The sequence below is a fragment of the Psychrilyobacter piezotolerans genome, from assembly GCF_003391055.1.
Taxonomy (GTDB): Bacteria; Fusobacteriota; Fusobacteriia; order Fusobacteriales; family Fusobacteriaceae; genus Psychrilyobacter; species Psychrilyobacter piezotolerans.
Genome location: NZ_QUAJ01000006.1, coordinates 26,324 through 45,862 on the forward strand (window position 1 = coordinate 26,324; position 19,539 = coordinate 45,862).

Annotated in this window: 15 protein-coding genes and 1 riboswitch; of the genes, 7 read left to right on the plus strand and 8 right to left on the minus strand. The window is 30.7% G+C overall.

Annotated features, from left to right (window positions below):
• The first annotated feature begins 1 nt into the window (after position 1).
• From DYH56_RS04635 to DYH56_RS04645, 3 genes are all read left to right on the plus strand, one after another.
• Positions 2–1,120, plus strand: a complete 1,119-nt coding sequence (locus tag DYH56_RS04635; protein ID WP_114641696.1) for an ABC transporter substrate-binding protein — start codon at positions 2–4, stop codon at positions 1,118–1,120.
• Between the two features lie 52 nt (positions 1,121–1,172).
• Positions 1,173–3,092, plus strand: a complete 1,920-nt coding sequence (locus tag DYH56_RS04640) for a sensor domain-containing diguanylate cyclase (RefSeq protein ID WP_114641697.1) — start codon at positions 1,173–1,175, stop codon at positions 3,090–3,092.
• Positions 3,093–3,398: 306 nt separating this feature from the next.
• Positions 3,399–3,911 (plus strand): lipocalin family protein, encoded by a 513-nt coding sequence (locus DYH56_RS04645; protein ID WP_114641698.1) that lies wholly within the window; start codon positions 3,399–3,401, stop codon positions 3,909–3,911.
• A 93-nt stretch (positions 3,912–4,004) separates the two neighbouring features.
• Here DYH56_RS04645 and DYH56_RS04650 read toward each other — a convergent pair whose 3' ends face one another.
• From DYH56_RS04650 to DYH56_RS04680, 7 genes are all read right to left on the minus strand, one after another.
• Positions 4,005–4,982 carry a type I phosphomannose isomerase catalytic subunit gene (locus DYH56_RS04650; RefSeq protein WP_114641699.1) on the minus strand — a complete coding sequence of 326 codons (978 nt, stop codon included), beginning with the start codon at positions 4,980–4,982 and terminating at the stop codon, positions 4,005–4,007.
• 77 nt (positions 4,983–5,059) lie between these two features.
• The gene (locus tag DYH56_RS04655) at positions 5,060–5,704 is read right to left on the minus strand and encodes a YczE/YyaS/YitT family protein (protein ID WP_114641700.1); all 645 of its coding nucleotides are present in this window, start codon (positions 5,702–5,704) and stop codon (positions 5,060–5,062) included.
• Between the two features lie 35 nt (positions 5,705–5,739).
• Positions 5,740–6,591 (minus strand): endonuclease/exonuclease/phosphatase family protein, encoded by an 852-nt coding sequence (locus DYH56_RS04660; RefSeq protein ID WP_114641701.1) that lies wholly within the window; start codon positions 6,589–6,591, stop codon positions 5,740–5,742.
• A gap of 37 nt (positions 6,592–6,628) precedes the next feature.
• Positions 6,629–7,606 carry a PI-PLC domain-containing protein gene (locus tag DYH56_RS04665; RefSeq protein ID WP_114641702.1) on the minus strand — a complete coding sequence of 326 codons (978 nt, stop codon included), beginning with the start codon at positions 7,604–7,606 and terminating at the stop codon, positions 6,629–6,631.
• A gap of 31 nt (positions 7,607–7,637) precedes the next feature.
• Positions 7,638–10,202: a glycoside hydrolase family 38 N-terminal domain-containing protein gene (locus DYH56_RS04670; protein ID WP_114641703.1), complete on the minus strand. Its 2,565-nt coding sequence runs from the start codon at positions 10,200–10,202 to the stop codon at positions 7,638–7,640.
• A gap of 13 nt (positions 10,203–10,215) precedes the next feature.
• Positions 10,216–11,841, minus strand: coding sequence for a PTS transporter subunit EIIC (locus DYH56_RS04675; protein WP_114641704.1), 1,626 nt, complete (start codon positions 11,839–11,841; stop codon positions 10,216–10,218).
• A gap of 1 nt (position 11,842) precedes the next feature.
• Entirely contained in the window at positions 11,843–13,189 is a 1,347-nt protein-coding gene (locus DYH56_RS04680; RefSeq protein ID WP_114641705.1) for a CehA/McbA family metallohydrolase, read from the minus strand.
• A 71-nt stretch (positions 13,190–13,260) separates the two neighbouring features.
• Here DYH56_RS04680 and DYH56_RS04685 point away from each other — a divergent pair, with 71 nt between their 5' ends.
• A complete protein-coding gene (locus tag DYH56_RS04685) occupies positions 13,261–13,974 on the plus strand; it encodes a MurR/RpiR family transcriptional regulator (RefSeq protein WP_114641706.1) in 714 nt (237 codons plus the stop codon).
• 185 nt (positions 13,975–14,159) lie between these two features.
• On the opposite strand, the gene DYH56_RS04690 is transcribed toward DYH56_RS04685, so the two are convergent.
• The gene (locus DYH56_RS04690; RefSeq protein WP_114641707.1) at positions 14,160–15,008 is read right to left on the minus strand and encodes a DMT family transporter; all 849 of its coding nucleotides are present in this window, start codon (positions 15,006–15,008) and stop codon (positions 14,160–14,162) included.
• 258 nt (positions 15,009–15,266) lie between these two features.
• A riboswitch (cyclic di-GMP riboswitch) is annotated at positions 15,267–15,351 on the plus strand.
• A gap of 94 nt (positions 15,352–15,445) precedes the next feature.
• Between DYH56_RS04690 and DYH56_RS04695 the strand changes: the two genes are divergently transcribed.
• From DYH56_RS04695 to DYH56_RS04705, 3 genes are all read left to right on the plus strand, one after another.
• Entirely contained in the window at positions 15,446–17,623 is a 2,178-nt protein-coding gene (locus DYH56_RS04695) for an HD domain-containing phosphohydrolase (protein ID WP_114641708.1), read from the plus strand.
• Between the two features lie 414 nt (positions 17,624–18,037).
• The gene (locus tag DYH56_RS04700; RefSeq protein ID WP_114641709.1) at positions 18,038–18,916 is read left to right on the plus strand and encodes an N-acetylneuraminate lyase; all 879 of its coding nucleotides are present in this window, start codon (positions 18,038–18,040) and stop codon (positions 18,914–18,916) included.
• A 94-nt stretch (positions 18,917–19,010) separates the two neighbouring features.
• A complete protein-coding gene (locus DYH56_RS04705) occupies positions 19,011–19,499 on the plus strand; it encodes a GNAT family N-acetyltransferase (RefSeq protein WP_114641710.1) in 489 nt (162 codons plus the stop codon).
• The last annotated feature ends 40 nt before the right edge of the window (positions 19,500–19,539 follow it).

Sequence of the window (19,539 nt, forward strand, 5' to 3'; positions counted from 1 at the left end):
GATGAAAAAGATGTATTGGGTTTTGATAGCAATAAGTTTAATAATAGTAGTAATTTCAGGGGCTGTACTTAGGAATAAAAAAAGTATAGATATAGGGGTTATCAGCACCTTGTCGGGAAAATACTCAGATCAGGGAACCGATATATTAAATGGTGTAGTGATGGCTGCAGAAGATTTTAACAAAAAACAGAAATTTTACCAGCCAAAGATCAATCTGATAATAAGGGATGATAAGCATGATGAAGAGACTGCAAAAAAAGCTGCACACGAACTCATAGATAAAAAAGTTGCGGCTATAATAGGTCCACTAACATCTAAGATGGCATTGGTCATAAATAAAATAGGAACTGAAAGAAAGATGCTGACAATAAGCCCTACAGCTTCAAGTACTGAACTTTCAGGAATAGATGATTATTTTATAAGACTGATCTCTTCAGAAGGAAACATTGCAGCATTTGCAGCAAAAATATCAAAAGAGCACTTCAATATGAAAAAGGTTCTCATAATTTACAGCGGGGAAAATAATACTCTTGCATCTTCATTTAAAAATGTATACCTGGAAAACTTTTTAACAGATGATAGCGATGCAAATAACGTCTATATTAAAACGATGAATGATCCAGTGGAGTCTTATTTCCCCGGGATAAAAGATAAAATAGACGGAGTATTGTTAATTGAAAGCCCCATGGATGCTGCAGAAACGGTTAAAAATATAAGGCAGCTGGATATCGATATACCTATCCTTTCTTCCGACTGGGGATTTCATAAAGATTTTATAGTTTATGGGGGGAAATATATAGAGGGGACATACTTTATAAATGATTACGATGAAAATTTTTCAGGTGAAGCATTTCAGAGGTTTAAGAAAAAATATCAGGAAAATTTTAATAAAAATATTAACGCTGCCTCTCTTTATGGTTATGAGGGTCTGAATATTCTTTCGGCTGCTCTCAAGAGGGATAAAAATATGAGCAGTGAGGAGCTAAAAAAAGAAATTTTATCGCCTGGATCAAATAAATTTTTCCTAAAGCCTGGAAAATTCGACAGATATGGTGACCGGGAAAAGGAAATTTCTATATTTCAGATAAAAAATAAAAAATTTAAAAAGATTGATCTATAAAACAATGAGTTTTGAGTGATACTTTTAAAATAAAAATTGATGGGAGGTTCTTTTGAAAATTACAAGTATAAGGCAGCTTTTATTACATAGACTTATTTTAATGGTTCTTCTTCCCATGTTTTTAGTGAACTGGCTGGTATTATCCATATCGGTGGCCAGTATAAAAAAGACCATCCATAGAAGAAACACAATGGTAAAAATAATGATAGATCATTTTTTTCAAGATTACGAAGATGTTTTAGATCAGACCCATAGAGTTTTTTCCAGGGAAGATCTGGAAGATCATGAAAAAAATGACTATTTAAAGACCTGGATAGAAAATTTTAAAGGGTTAGAAAAATTGGGTATATTGAACTTGGACGGTATCATCCAATATTCTTCCAAGGCAGAAGATGTGGGAACTGATATGTCTAATTTTAAATTTATAGAAAGTGCACTGAATGAAGAAGGGGCCGCATGGTCAGGGTTTGCTTTTTACTCTAGAGATGGAAAAAAACAAATTATGGCGGCAAAAAGATTTGGTGAAAATATTTTAGTCACTCATATAGATCTCCAGTGTTTTAACAAGATTTTTAATGAGATCACTGAGAATAGCAGAAGTAAAATATTTATTTTGGATAACGACGGGAATGCCATCTTTTACAATGCCGGAGATATAAGCACCGAAAGACAAAATTCCCTGAGATATAAATACATCTTCAGGAAGAAAAATAGGAATCATGCTGAAATTGATTTGATAAAGGAGGAAACCTCTGGCGATACAGTAGAAAATTTTTTGGAGATAAAAAAAACCGGCTGGAGTATTGTTTTCATAGAAGAAGAGGGCAGAAAATTTATTTTTATTTGGGATTTTTATAAATATATAATTTTGATCCTGGGGTTATTTACCCTGATAATGATTTCCATGGTTTATTTCATAATAAAAAAAATATTGAGTGATATAAAAAAATTAAAAGAAATAGCTGACAGGGTATCCAATGAAGAGTTACCGGAAAAGAATAATTATAAAATATTAGAAATCGAAAAACTGGCAGATAAATTTTTAGAGATGGGGAAGACAGTACTGGAGCGGAAAAATATCCTGAAGGAAGAGATTTCTTTTCTTGAGACTTTATTAGATACGATTCCTGAACCTGTTTATTTTAAGGATAAAGAACAAAGGTATTTAGGATGCAACGAAACCTATGCCGGATATCTGGGGATAAAAAAAGAGGAGTTGCAGGGGAAAACTGTATATGATCTGTACCCTAAAGATAGAGCAGATGGATACCATAAGGCCGATGAAGAACTTATAAAAACGGGGAAATCCCAGCTGTATGAAAGCAAGCTTATAAATAAAATCCTTGGCTGCCAAAGGGATGTAATGTTTCATAAATCGGTATTCAGAAATCTGGATGGGGAAATAGCCGGTATAATAGGAGTAGTGCAGGATATTACAAATTTAAAAAAGGCAATGGAGAAACTAAAAACTCTTTCTACTATAGACGGTCTTACAGAAATCTATAATAGACGTGGATTTGATGAGCTATCCATTAAAAACTGGAAGGAAGCCATCAGATGTAAAAAGGAGGTTTCTGTCATAATGGGGGATCTTGACATATTTAAACTTTATAATGACCATTATGGTCACCAGGGTGGAGATGAATGTCTGAAAAAAATTGCCAGGGTATTAAAAAATTCATGTAAAAGACCTCTGGATATCGTTGCCCGTTATGGGGGAGAGGAGTTTATAATCCTTCTCTATAATACTAATTTAGAGGGAGCCAAGGTAGTTTCTGAAACTATAATAAAAAATATTCAAAATTTAAATATAGAACATGTCAAATCAAAGCATGATAAAAGAGTTACAATCAGCTTAGGAGCAGCCTCTCAGATTCCAATAGTTGGAGAAAATATTGAAATACTTATAAAAAATGCAGATAAGATGCTTTATAGGGCAAAAGAAAATGGTGGAAATAGAGTGGAAGTATAAAAGAGTTGGTATGGAGTAAGTCACGATCGTCATTGTAGAAATACTACAGCAGAAGTATAACGACTATAAACTTCAAGGGGAAAGGTTAAAATAATTTTTTTTAATCTGTATAAATCTGCGACAGAAAGTAAGGTTCTAAAGATTCCATCTTTAATACGGGTTCTTTCTTTTTATCTGAAAAAGAAATTAAGTTGAAAATAAAAATAAGATTCTAACCAAGAAAAAATAAGACTCCTATGATACAACAGGAAATTTTTTTAATTAAGTGGAATTGGTGGCAAAAATAATATAAAAAAGGAGAAGATTATGAATAAAATAATAATTATTATACTGATATTAACCCTGCTTTCTGCCTGCAGCAGCAAAAAAGAAATAAATTTAAAAGATCATTCACTGGAAGAATTTTCCCTTGAAAAATATCTGGGAGAATGGGTGGAAGTTGCCAGAACAGACAACAAATTTGAGAGGGGACTCACAAAGGTAACTGCAAACTATTTAAAAGAAGGAAATAAGATTATAGCCGTCAACAGGGGATGGAGCGAAGAAAAACAAAAATGGAGTATGAGTAGGGGGTATATAAAAGAAACTCCTCAATTAGGCAGATTAAAGGTATCTTTTTTCAGGCCATTTTATGGGAGCTATAACGTTCTTCATATCGATAAAGACTATAACTATGCTCTGGTTGGAGGAGATACAAGTAAATATTTATGGGTATTAAGGAGAAGGGATGTAGAGATGTCAGAAAAATTATTGGAAGAATATTTAAAGAAAGCCAAAAACTTGGGCTATGACACAGAAGGAATGATTTTTATGGAATAGTAATAAAAAGAGAGCTGTTACAGCTCTCTTTTTACTGGTTAGAAATATAATTTACACGTAATTTGGGATAGACTACTTTTTAATATTTTATTTTTACATAAATGTTTTTAAAATTTCTAATTCCCCTTCTATCTCTATATTTAATTTAGGAGGGATATACCAAGTTTCGCCTTTTTTTATGGAATAGGCCACACCATCACAATTCAGATTTCCCTCTCCTTCCAAGATGGAATATATCATAAATGAATCTCTATTTGTATCTTCAAACTTTTTCTCTAACAGAAATTTATCTATATTAAAATATTTACCCCTAATAATCTCCTGTTTAGTTCCCCCATTTACTTCTACATTCTTTCTATTTTGATCGGTATTAATTTGGGGGATCGTCTCATAATCTATAACTTCCATAGCCTTGTCTAAATGAAGTTCACGAAGTTCACCATCAATCAATCTATCAAAATCATAAATTCTATAGGTTATATCGGAATTTTGCTGTACCTCACAAATTAATATACTCCCCTCTAAACTTGCGTGAACTAATCCAGGAGTGACGTTTATAAAATCTCCTTTTTTTATAGAAATGATATTAAATAAATCATTAAAATTTTTATTTTTAGTTTTTTCCATAAATAATTTTTTAGTCATTCCTTCTTTAAATCCCATAATTAACTTGGCATCAGAACTAGCTTCCATTATATACCATGACTCTGATTTTCCAAATTCTCCCTCTACCCGGAGGGCATATTCATCATTTGGATGCACTTGAACAGATAACCTGTCGTTGATATCCAGATATTTTATAAGTAAAGGAAATTTCCCCCCATATTTATGGTAGACTTTTTCTCCTACAAAATTACCTTTATAATCTGAAAATAACTCCTCTAAGGTCTTCCCCTCTAATCTGCCATTTTCAATAACACTCATTTCATTTTTACGGGAACTTACCTCCCAAGATTCCCCATAAGAATCCTCTGTAGGTAAAGTCATTTCAAAACTTTTCTCAAAACCTCTTCCTCCCCATACTTTTTCTTTAAAAACTTTTTTAAATTTAAATGGGTATAGTCTTTCCATAACAGCTCCTTTTTTTGAATATAAAAATTAAAACTATATTTTAATTTTTATTCCATATTTTTTTTATTGAATTTTTTTCATTTTTGCAGGGGTGTAAAAATAATTTTTTTAGGATAGTGGAGTCCATTTCTTGCGAGGGGCATCATATAATGGATTATACTACCCATAAAAAATGAACTTAATACAGTACCTACCCCAAGATTTGAAAAATCTTTTAATTTAAAACCAATTACCAGAGCAATTATAAGAGCACTGACATCTGCAGTAGTTTTTATCTTACGATAAGATATTTCTGTCGTATCTGCAATGGAAAAAACAAAAGTTTCAGTATGATTTTTGGGAAGTTTAGTAACAAACATCATAGCACATCCTATTCCTACAAGAATAAGCCCAGTAAAAAGGATAAAAATTTTTATAATGAAAGATTCTGATTTAAGGACTTGTATTAACGGATAGTAGCAAAAATCAATAAGTTTCCCCAATATTATAGAAACTATAAAAGCCTTATAATTTAAGAATTCTTTTTTTAATATAGCAGCTACAATAAGAAGTATAAAGGCTATTATTATAAGCCAATTTCCTACTTTTATACCTGTAAGTTTATAGAGGTTCTCTACCAAGGCATCCCAACCGCCTGCCCCAAGGTCACTTATAAGAGTAAATGTTATACCCAGAGCCAATAGGAATAAACCAATTAAATAATATGTTACTTTTAAAAACAATTTTTTCTCCTTTAATTATCGTAATATTTTATGTATTAATTTTTTAACAATTTAATTTTAGCTATAATAGGTCCGTGATCAGAGAGATATATACCATCTTCAATTATTTGAAGTTGCTCATAACTATTTACTTGAATATTGTCACTTACAAAGATATAATCAATTTCAGATTTTTTGTCTTTTCCAAATCCATTATATGTATAATTGAATCCTTTAGGTGGAGTTTGTGTACTAAATTTAGCATCATTATAATCATTTGTAAAAGTTTCATAACTATTTTTATTATTTCTTTCAAAGTTAAGATCTCCCATAATTAGAATAGGTTCATCGTTTAAATGGGATATTTTTTTTGCTTTTTTTACAATTAGCTGGGCACTTTTTTCTCGGGATACTATACCTTTATGATCAAAGTGAGTATTAAATACTAAAATTCTTTTACCTGTTTTCTTTTCTTGAAGCCTTACCCAGGTTGCTATTCTAACACGTGAAGTATCCCAACTAATACTTGCTACTATTTCAGGAGTTTCAGATAACCAAAATGTGCCATTATCTATTACAGTAAACTTATCTTTTTTATAAAAAATACTGGTATGTTCTCCATAATGAATACCATCATCTCTTCCAATTCCTGTCCGACCATATTCAGGTAATTCATCACTTAAAAACAACACTTGGCCTCCTCTATCTTCTTGAAAACCTATGATATCTGAATTAGATATCTTTAAAAATGATACAAGTTTATTACTTCTAGCCGGCCAATTATGTATTCCATCGGCAGCTATAGTACTATTTTTACTATTTCTAATATTAAAACTCATAATATTAATTGACTCTCCGAAACTTAGAACACTTAACAATAAACTTAAAATTACAATTGTTTTTTTCATTCAATCCCCCTAATTTAAAAAAAATAAATTTGCTTATTTAATCTTCTAGTATAAACTCTCTTAATTCTTGTAGATTACCGGTGTTGATCATAACACTTTTTAATGGTTTTAACAGGTTCCACATATCTATATTATCTGGTGAATTCCAAAACCTAATTAGTACACCGTGTTCATGACCTATTTCATTTGCTAAATTCATCTGATTTATGAAGTAGTCAGAGAATGTTACCTTATTTTCAGCTAAATATTTATAAAGAAGTTTGTAATTTTTGCTGAGTGCTACGGAAGCATTTTCAGTATTTACTTCATTTAACCTTTTTTCTTTACTAAGAGGAGCATTAAATTCACTTATTATCTCCTTGTATAATTTCTCGTCTTTAAAATTAAATGATTTTTTAGGATCATTATATTTCCAAAGGCCGCTACTAACAATAGGAGTTACTTTAGCATTTGTAAAATAATTTTTCCAGTTATCGTTGCTATAAATATCACCAAAGCGTCCATCCTTAGTAGAATATCTTACTGAATCAGGACTAGTATAATCTACGTTGGTAAATATTGTTACAGCTCCTTCTTTTATGGTTCCATCAGGAAGATATTGAGTGAAAATATGACTGTATTTTCCAGCAACCTCCTGTAGTAAGTCCCATGTTTCCTTATTTGTAGTTTTTAAATCAACATGCAGAAACACTTTTTCATCCTTATTGTTATATACTACTCCTTTATTGGCAGCAATAAATTTTGTTAAAGGTTTTAAATACATATCCTCTAAAGTTCTATCGGGAGTAATTTCCTCTTCATCATGAGCAACATAAAGATTAGGAACCCCCTTACTATCAGTTCTAAGCCAGATATCGGCTTCAATACTGGACATCCCATTTTTCAATGCCAAAATAAGTGGTTGCTCTTGTAAATAATCATTATGTGAATGGGCATTAGGCATATAATATTTAGTTGATTCTCCGAAACTTAGAACACTTAACAATAAATTTAAAACTATAATTATTTTTTTCATTTAATCCCCCTAATTTTAAAATATTAAATTATTAATACGTTATATTTATATGATCATAAGCCAGTATTTTATCTTTTTTTATTGTTTTCCCCAGTGCATTAACTATCCGTTTTTTAATCTCTTTAGAAATTTCAATTTGATTTTCAGTAGGATTATAGAGTCTTAATATTACTTTATCTTCTACTAAATCTATTCCGCTGAATGTGAGATCACTTTCAAAAATCATAAGGGATTCTTCTGTATCCATTTCACATTTTTCCAGCCAAATGTCGAAGTTATCAATCCTATGAATTTCTTTTTCTAACTCTTGTTTTTGGTATAATAATGGATCATTTAAATATCTTTCAGTTAACTGGCTTATTCTTTTTTCATCGATTTCTTTGTTCAACCCTATGGAAAATTCAAAAGTTAACTTCTTTTGCAGCTGTCCGTCTTTAGCCACCATAACTCTTCCTGAGGCTCTGCCAGGCCTGTGATGTAAATCATTCTTACCAATATACCCTACAGACCTGAATAATGTTATGGCAACCCCGTCTTCTACAAGTTGATATTCTTTTACTCCTTTTCCAAAGCAGGTAAAGCTTTTATCCTCATTGTAGATAGACACACTATTTTGCATAGGCTCTAAATTTATTGGAAATTCTGTATAACCTTCCCAATTATTCATGAGACTATGATTGTTTTCTCTTTTGATAAATCCAAAAGGAAGATCGGCTACTGCAAATTCTGTATTTATACCAAGATTAAATACCACCCTTAACCTATGATCTAAAATAGAATTATCTATATCTACTTTGAATCTGACAAGTTCATCAGATAAAACAATTGAAAAATCAATTATTAACTCTTTAGTTTCATTTGAACGCCCTGTTCTATCTTTTTTTAATGAAACCGGAATCCTTGTTTTAGCCTGAAGATTCATAATCTTTTTATAATTTGATACCTTGACACTTTTTAAGATAAAGTCTTTTATTATTATTTCTTTTTCGTCTCTAAGTGAAGAGTAATCATAAAGATCCCCATCATCACTCATATTCTCAAATGAAAGAAAGTCTTTTATTATGATATTGTTAACCTTATCCTCTAAATTTAATTTTCCATCTTCAAATATAATCTTATATAAATTATTTTCAATCTGGTCTATTTCTGTTTCTGATAGTTTATCTGATTCCAGACAATCATAGCTAACTTTAAATATCTTATAAGATAAAGGTTTCATCTCAACTTTAGTCATGTCAATATCATTAATATAATAATATTCATCTACACCAGTTTCTACTTCACCTTCAGGAGTCAATAGTACCTGTCTTGGTTTCTGCTTCTTCTCCTGGTTATTTATTGTAAACTTCATTTCTTTTCCTTCAAAATCAGTTATTTTAAAGTTTTCCTTATCTGTAATTATCTTATTTCCAGTAGATGTTATTTCTTCTTCGTTTGAACCATTTACAAGAATAAAGATGTCTTTTTCCTCAAGGTTATGTAGCATAGTTTTAGCTATAAGATTAAATAAAGAATGAGCTATCTGCTGAGCCTGTTGGCACCTCATTATTACATCTTTATTAGTTGCATCACTATTACATCCTCCCATACTGTCATGGGCATGAGATTCTAAAAGAAGTTTCCAGGCTTTGTCCAACATCTCAATTGGAGCACTGATTCCTTTCTTTTTAGCAAAAGCCATTAGTGGTTCTACTTCTCTTATAAGAAATTGCTCTACATCATGGTTAATTTTCTTTATATCATACCTTGATGATGTAATACTTTTATGTACCCTTGAATATCTTGGATATCTAAATTCACCTTCATAATTATTATTTGGGTTTATACTATCCATATATTTTTCATAAGAACTTAAGATATAATTATCTTTTCCTATGGAATTAACTTTTTCAACAAATTTATCAAAATCAGAGTCAATACTTACCTGATCTCCACCTATTGGTCCCATTATATTTTCATCGGAAGATATTGATTTTATTTTTTCGAGCAGTTTAAAAGTCTCTATATAAAGCTGTTGTTCGTCAAAATTTCTATGTCTTCCACCCCTTTCAGGGTGGGCTAAAGAATATCCAAAAGGCATAGCTGCTGTTTTTATTCTATCTCCATTTAATGCAGACCAATTCATCTCTACACTACCCATATATTTATCATCATATCCTCTTCTTATGATGATATTATTGATATCAAAAGATTTTGTTATCTGAGGAAGCTGGGCACTGGCACCAAAAGTATCTGGAAGATAGAGTACATCCATACTATGTCCCATATTTTCAGCATAGGTCTTTCCATATTTTAAGTTTCTAAAAACTGATTCACAACCAATATTAAATAGATCTGGCTGTGTATGCCAAGGTCCTATGAACAGTCTTTTTTCTTGAATAAGTTTTTTTACTCTATTCAAGTCTTTTCCTCTTAGATTAAGGTAATCTTCCATTAAAGAGCTTTGGCCATCTAAATGATAGTTCAGCTTGGAATTTTCTTCTAAGGCACCAAATATTTCTTTGAATGATTTTAATGCTAAGACCTGAGTATCAAGAGTGGTAAAATACCACTCTCTGTCCCAATGTGTGTGTGCTATCATATGTATATTTTTCAATTTTTTTCTCCCTTTAATATAATATTTCTCTTACATCTCCAGCAATTGTCTGTACTTTAACACCATAAATTATCTGAAGTGCATTTCCTTTACGAACAATTCCTGATGCTTTTAATAATCCCTTCCATGTATGATCTTCAGATACTTTATTTGGATCTTTTACTATTACTCTTAGTCTAGAAATACAGTTGTCTAAGCTTTCTATATTTTCTTTCCCACCTAGATTCATTATGATATCATTAGCTAGTCTAGCTCCTTGAAATTGTGGCTCTAATTTTTTTCCTTCACCTGTTTTCTCTAAATAATCCTTTTTGCTATAAAGTTTCACTTCATCTTCATCTTCTCTTCCCGGAGTCTTAACATTGTATTTTAAGATTAAGAATCTAAATGCAAAGTAATAAGCTGTGAAAAATAGAGGTACTAAGAAAAAGTATGGAACAATATATAATTTTTGAAATTGGAATATCTGAGGTAACCAATCTTTAATACTACTTCCATATATTGATATTTTAAAGTATTCAGCTAACGTAAATGCTAAACCTGTAAGAGGAACATGTACTAAATAGAATAACCAAGGAGCTACAAACAGAAATGTAAACTCTAAAGGTTCAGTTATTCCAAACAAGATCATAGTTAATACTGCTGGCATTAATATTCCAAGAAGTTTTGTTCTTTGTTCAGGCTTTGCTGTATGGTATATAGCCAGCGCTGCTCCTGGTAAAGACCCTAAATGTAAGATAGCTCTTCCAGAGTTAAGGTTTCTGGTGATTAACTTTGTCATTTCAGATGAACCTAATTGTGCCATTTGAATACCAGAAGTTCCCACTACTAAATTACCATCCACTATAGCTGTTCCTCCAAGCTCAGTCCATCTTAGCGGGATTGTAACTAAGTGATGAAGTCCCAATGGCAGTAAAGATTTATCTAGCATAGCCCATAGATATGTCCCGAATAGACCTGTTCTGGATATAAAGTTAGCTAGTTCCGCTAAGGCCAATCCAAACGTAGGCCATACATAGTAGCATATAATTCCTGCAAAAGATCCAGCAACTAATGATAGGATAGGGACAGTCCTTGTTCCCGCAAAGAAAGAAAGAACCATGGGTAATTTTACATTATAAAAACGATTATGTATTTTTTGTACAATTAATCCTATGATTAATCCTCCAAATATACCGGTTCTATAGGAAAAATATCCTAAAACATTAGTATAAAGAGAGTTCCATTTAGTTGCAGTGATTATATCCATACCTCTGTTTTCAACTAAAAATGTTTTTGCAGTTGTTACAGCTGAAATATCATTTATTTTAAACATAGATGATATTATTGCATTAAATGCAATATATGATAACACCGCTGAGAATGCTGCCCATCCTTGTTCTTTTTTAGACATCCCGAATGCCACACCTGCAGCATATAATATTGGAAGATTAGCAAATACTACCTTACCAATAGATTTCATTATAAAAAATATATTATATATTGTGCTCCCGCTATATATAATGTCTCCTAATCCCAGTGCATTGACTGTCCCTTGAGAAGTAAATGCTCCTCCTAATCCCATAAATACACTTCCTATTGCCATAACGGCCAAAGGCATGAGCATCGTTCTCCCTAGTGTTTGTAGCGTCTCTTTCATTTTATTCCCCCTTATTTATATGATTTTCTACATCGTACCAACTTATATACTCTACAATTCCAACTTTATTATAAATTGGATTCAAAAAATATCGTATCCCACCATCTAAATTATGCCCTTCAACTCTAAAGTTTTCTCCTTTGTCTAATTTTATTTTTATTTTAAATTCTGAATTTTTTTCAGAATAAATTTTTTTCCCATTTAAAATACCATGCCATAGAACCTCCTCTTTCGATTTGACAAAATAAGTTATCTCTTCATCTATCTGGTCACCTAAAATATAATTTTTTTCTATAGAATAAATCTTAATATCTATCTCATCGTCAAAAGTTATATAGTTCCTTCCATATTTTAATGCTTCCAATATTTTTTTTTGATTTAATCCTTCCTCTAAATATGTGGCATTTTTAGGGATTCCAACTGTTGTCTTATACCCTTTTATACCCTTATGTGTATCACTTCCAGCTACTCCAAAAATCTTATATCCCTTACTCCATAAATAATCGAAAGCTAAAATAGATTTATTTATCATCTCTTCTTTTTCTTTATAGGGACAATTTATGAGTTCAATTGTATGAAAAAGTTCCATGGGTAAATTGTATTTTAATCCTGTACTATTTTGAAATGGATGATTTAATGAGATCAGACTCTCTTTTTTGCCTTTCACCTCAAATAAAATTCTTTTTACATTTTCACAAGGATCCAGATTTTCTTTAAATAACTCTGCATAATCTATAAGATCTACTCCATATATATTGAAATGCCCTTTATTGTCCAAGGTCAACTCTGTTCCTGAAAAAAGATTCCAATCCCTATTAATCCCTTTGTTAGATATGACATTGTGGTCTGTTATAAATAAATAATTCAATTTTTTTTCTTTATATCCATTGTAGACCTCTAATTGAGATATTTTTCCATCTGAAAAATTAGTGTGGCAATGCAATTCTCCAAAATACCATCCTTTTTCTCCTTTTGTTGAGACTTCTTGAATTTTCCTATAATCATCCCCATGGTAAATTTTCATATCCTCTAGTATTTCTATAGAATATTCTCCTCGACAGTCATAATTTTTTATGAGAGTTAATGTCCATTCCCCTTTATCCAGATCCCCTTCTTTAAATAAATTCGAAGTTCTATTAAATTCTTTAAAAATAGAATAAACTCTATTGTAGGTTTTTAAGGTAAATGTCCCCCTTATTCTACCCTTTGGATCTTTCAATACGGCGATTACATGTTCAAATATACAGTTTTTTAAAAAAATAGTTATATTTTCCTTGGCATCCTCCACATGAAACCTGTGTATAATTTTTTCTGGAAACTTCGATAAAAATACTCCTTCTATTAACATGTTTTTCTCCTTTTTTATTTTGATTTTTTAATGTATAATTACAATTATGAATTATAAAGGTGTGAATTATTATGAGTATCAGTATACGTAAATTAGTTAGTAAATATTCTTTGACTCAATCTGAAGAGATTGTTTTAACTTATATCTTAGAAAATTTAGATGATGTTTTAGACTATGGGGTTCGTAAAGTTGCTAAAGATTGTTTTTGTTCTACATCTGTAGTCATGCATCTTGCTAAAAAAATGAACTTAAAAGGTTTTGTGGATATGGTTTATCATTTTAAAAGCTTAACTTCCAAAAATCATGAAAATCATGAATTTATAAATTATTTTGAAAAAAACCATACTAAACTGGAAGAGTTAAAAAAAATCTTAGAAACATCTTCTAATGAAGCTATCTACATAATGGGGAATGGATTTTCAAAAATTATAAGCCGTTATTTTCAAGAGCGCTTAACAAAGCATGGATATCTTGCATTTGTAAATGAACATTTAGAACTTTTAGAAACACCTCATACAAAGTCTCCTTTAGCTATTATTATTTCTGAATCTGGAGAAACGAAGTATTCTGTAAAGCAATTAAACAAATGTATAAAAAATGATATAAAAGTTATCTCTTTTACATGTAATATTGAAAATACTATACAACAAAATTCTTTTCTGAATTTATCTATTGAAAACAGTGCTTATATTAAATCTTTAAATACTGATTTTAATTGTTTTTTTTCAAATTTAATTATGACAATAGATGCTCTTATGTCCACTTTGGAATCAAAATGCTTATAAATTAACTATATATCATATATCTACCCTTGTAAATAGTTTTAAAAATTAAAAAAAAGTTACATATATTGTAACCTGTTACAATATATGTATCGATATATCAAATTTAATAAAAAATTATAAAATAAAAGAGAGCTGTTACAGCTCTCTTTTTACTGGTTAGAAATATAATTTTAGTCCTTTTAATTTTACCCTTTTCTTTTTAAAATTAGATAGGTGGCCGATAAAATCATCCCCCCTCCTATAATTGTTGGGATTCCTGGCATTTCATTAAAAAATATTCCTCCTAATATAACAGCTCCCAATGGATCTATATAGGATAAAACTCCCACATGCTGAACTTTTATTCTTTTTATTCCTTCAAAATAGAGGTTTAATGCTATACATGTGTGGATGACCCCCACTATAATCATTAAGATTAAAGACAGGGTATTGAATCTCTTCATATTTTTGATCACAGGAAAAAAGATCAAGGAGGAGATTCCCATTTGAAATAAACTGATTTTATGGGATGGAACATCTTTCAATTTTTTTACACTGATTGTAACTAAGGCGTAAAAAAATGCCGCGATCAACCCATACCCCACACCTGTCATGCTAAAATTACTGCCTTTTTGAGACCCCATCAGGGTCATTAAAATTATCCCCGAAAAGCTTAGTCCAACAGCAATTAAAGTTCTTTTATTGATACTTTCCTTTAACAGAAAAACAGAAAGTATAGTTACGATAACAGGGGCTACATAGTAACTCATTGTTGCTGAAGCAATAGTTGTAACTTTAATTGCCCGAAAAAAGAAAAACCAATTGAGAGCAATAAATAATCCGCTCATAGAAAGGATTAAATATTCTTTCAAAGACAATTTATTGCTTGTGCTATCTTTCTTTTTTGTAAATTTTAATATTCCAAGTACTATAAATGCTATAAATACTCTGAAAAAGACTATAACCTCTGGCGGCTGATCAATATATCGTACAAATATCCCGATACTTCCCCATATAATCATTGATGATATCATCAAAAGATATCCTATATTCATAATGCTGCTCCTCCCAAACTATATATTTAGGCATACTGTACCACAAATTTAAACTTTAAGCTATATTTTTCCCCTACTGATTTAAAGTATCGAGAAGAATTTTTAGGATAATGTTATCTACGGTAAATATAAAGTAGGTGTGTCAGATATAGTCTATAAAGAATATCCTTATTTGAAGTTTTTAATCTATTCTGTTATTATGATAATAAAGTTATAATATTTTGTTTAAAGTAAAAATATATATAATCCAGGGAATAATTCTGAAAAAGGCAGAGCAGGGGAAATTTTGTGACGCAAAACTAAAGGGTCTAAGTCTCTTAAGATATGACAGCCAGTTGCCGCAACTTTTTTAGAGGTATGCTATTTGTATAATTACAATGTAGCCTCTTTTTTATTTGCTTTAAAATATTAATAATGAATAAAAAAAGGGGTGGTTTATGAATAAATTATTATTTTCAATTTTTATTTTATTGAGTGTTTCTATTTATGGGATAGAAAATTTAAATATTCCATTAAATAAAGATGAAAAAGAGTGGATTACAGCAAATAAAAATAAAAATATAACGATTTATTTGGATAAGGACAGAGGGATATTAAATTATTATTCAAAGGGAAAAAGAAAGGGTGTTTTTCCTAATATAATTAAAGTATTGGAAGAAAACACAGGACTTAGTTTTAACATAATCGATGAAGATACTGAAATATTTGAGAGTTCTGTAGATTTGGGGATTCCTGATATAGTAATGGGTGTAGAAGACTATAAAAGAAATAATAAAGAATATGAGTATATAGATACACCTGTTGAATTAGATGGAGTTGCGATTACCAGAAAAGATTATCCTTCTATTGATTTTAAAGAAGATAATTTTGGAAAAAAAATTGTCTATGAAGAGGGAGACCAGATAAAAAATAAAATTATAAAGAAATACGGGAACCTAATTACATTGATCTCTAAACCAAATCAAAAAGAAGCTGTAGAAGCTATATTGTCTAAAGAGGCGGATGTTTATATCGAAGATTATCAGGAGGCTTTAAAATATTTAGTCAAAACGCCAAACAATAATGTAAAATTAAATTATTTTTCAAAAGTTATTAAAACGGATTATTATACTGGAGGAAAGGCAGAATTTCAGCCTTTGTTAGATATTATAGAGAGAATTTTTGATAATAAAGATCTGACAATGAAGTTTTTTCATGAGGAAACACTGAGTTATACGAAAAATAAGTTGGAGATATCCAATGAAATTCAAGAATATATTAAAAACAGGAAAAAAATAAAGGTTTTTCTTCCTTCCTTTGAAGAATTTCCACAGCTTTTCTATATCAATGAAAATAAGGTCCCAGAAGGATTTTTAAATAATTACTTCTATGAAATTGATAAAATATTGGGAATACAAATAGAGTTTGAAAGAGAAAATATAGATTTTGATGTAGACCCATTTATACTGAGTGTCAATGGGGAAGAATTAATATCTGAAAATGAAGAAATACTCATAACAGAACCTTATACCCAGATACCATTATTGATTTTTAATAGTAGTGATGAAAGCTACGTCCCGTATTTTGATAATCTAAAAAAATATCGTATTGCTGTAGTAAGAAATTCTTTTATTGAAAGGTATCTTTTGTATAAAGGATTAGGGAATAATTTAATAAGGTTTAAAAATATAAGAGAAGTATTGACAGCAGTAAGTTCTAAAAAAGCGGATATTTTAATAGGGGAATTGCAGCAAATTGATTATTTTTCAAAATTATATAGTATAAGAGATCTGCAGGTTGCAGGGACTATCCAGGATAAGCTGGAGTTAAGTTTTGGAATACCCAAAGAAGATAAAACCCTTTATTTTTTAATAAATTCATTGAACAATGAATTTTCTTATAGAATAAAAGAAGATAAAGATAAATTTTTTATCCAAAAAATAAAAATAGCAAAAGATTATAAATTATCTATAGTTATCTCCGCAGTTTCAATTCTCCTGCTAAGTTTCGTTTATAATCATTTAAGAAAATTTAAAAACACTTCTATGAAGTTAAAAAAATTAACTATTGGTCTGGTTGAAACTCTGGAAAATGCCAATACATTCAACGATGAAGATACAGGTGCACATATAAAACGATTAAACAAATATTCAGAATTATTGGCTGAAGAACTTAAAATGCCGAATTATTTTGTAAATGAAATAGGATTATATGCTTCCCTTCATGATGTGGGAAAGATAGGGATACCTGATAATATATTAAAAAAACCCGGGAAATTGACAGAGGAAGAATTTGAAACAATGAAAAATCATGTGGAAATAGGATATAATCTTATGAAAGATCTGGATATTAGTCCGGTAGCTTTAAATATAGTCAGATATCATCATGAAAAATGGAATGGTCTGGGATATGGAAAAGGTTTAAAAGGAGAAGAGATCCCAATTGAAGCAAGGATAGTGGCTTTGGCAGATGTATACGATGCATTGCGTCAGGAAAGGGTTTATAAAAAAGCCTTTACCCATGAAAAATCTATAGAGATAATAAGATCTGAAAGTGGCAGACATTTTGACCCTGAAATAGTTAAAATTTTTATAAAAAAACATAAAAATTTTGAAAGGATTTTCGAGGAAAATTAAAAAAATTTTACCTTTAATTTGATTATATTAATAACTGATGGTTTATATTATCTGGGTATTCTAATTAGCCTTTGGTTTTAGTTAGATTAATAATTAATTCAATTATTCAATATTTTAAAATATAAATTGCTATAACTTTATATCTTCTAAGATCTAGGTTCACCAGATAGACTAAAAGTCTTTCTGGTGGACCTTTAGTCCTTCTCATGGATTAAGTTTTTTCCCTCTCAACCTCAATATTACCAACGAATAAATGAAACTCATCTCTGTACAATTTTTAAGAAGCACAGGTGGAAAATCAGAAGGGAAGGGAACCATTTTTTGATAACAATCAAAAATGTTATAAGATACTTAATATAGATGTTCGTAAGAGAAACTTGTGGATTAATTTTTTAATATATATAGGGGGTAAAGATGAAAACAAAATTAGGTGGTATCTATTCAGCATTAATGGTGGCATATGATGAAGACGGCAATATAAATGAAAATGGAACCAGAGAAATTATCAGACATAATATCCACAAGATGGAGGTAGACGGCTTATATGTAGGCGGAAGTACAGGGGAAAATTTCATGATATCTACAGAGGAGAAAAAAAGAATTCTTTATATCGCCATGGATGAAGGAAGGGGTCAGGTTAAACTTATGGCACAGGTGGGATCTGTAAATTTAAAAGAAGCTGTGGAGCTTGGAAAATATGCCACCGATCTGGGGTATGACGCACTGTCAGCAGTAACTCCTTTTTACTATAAATTTGATTTTGAGGAGATAAAGAACTATTACAATACAATTATAGAGGCCACTGGAAATTATATGGTGATCTATTTCATACCATCTTTAACAGGAGTAAATCTCAGCCTGGATCAATTTGGCGAACTTTTTGAAAATGAAAAAATAATAGGAGTAAAGTTTAGCCATGGAGATTTTTTCCTTCTGGAAAGACTTAGAAAGGCATACCCAGACCACCTTATATACGCAGGTTTAGATGAGATGATGTTATCGGCTGCGGTCCTTCATGTAGATGGCGGAATAGGAAGTACATATAATGTGAATGGAATAAGAGCAAAACAAATATACACCCTTGCTAAAGGAGGAAAAATAAAGGAAGCCAGAGAACTACAGCATACAACCAATGACTTGATAGAGGGAATCCTGGCCAACGGCTTATACCAGACAATCAAAGAGATTATGAAAACTCAAGGGGTAGATGCAGGGTATTGCAGACAGCCTACAAAAAGGCTTTCAGAGGAAGGAATTATAGCAGCAAAGGAATTGGCTGAAAAATATTTATAGAATTATTTGATACAAAATATGCTATAATTTTATTAAAAAATATATACAGTGGACCTATTTATTCATATAAAAATTAAAATAGCAGGGGGATCATATGGAATTAAAGATTAGAAATGGAAGATTGGAAGATGTTGAAGCTTGTTTTATCCTGGAAGGGAAAACATTTCCAGAGGATGAAGCAGCCTGTAAGGAAAATATAGAAATAAGGTTAAGAAAATTTGCAGAAGGATTTATAGTAGGAGAGTTAGATGGGAAGATAGCAGCCCATATAAATAGTGGTTCTACCAATCAGGAAGACATAACAGATGAAGAGTTCAAGGGTCTCATCGGTCATGAAGATGGAGGGAAAAATATAGTTATTTTTTCAGTAGCTGTGGATCCTATTCATCAAAAAAAAGGAATAGCTAAGATGATGATGAAAGAATTTATTGAGGTATCTAAGAAGATGGGAAAGGAGAAGATCCTTCTACTCTGTAAGGAAAATCTTATGAAAATGTATGAAAGAATGGGATATAAGAAGATAGGAATTTCAGCTTCTACCCATGGGGGAGCTGTGTGGTATGAGATGGAGCAGACTTTATAGGTTATTTATGGTTAAGAGGCATCTAATTAATTAGAGCCTC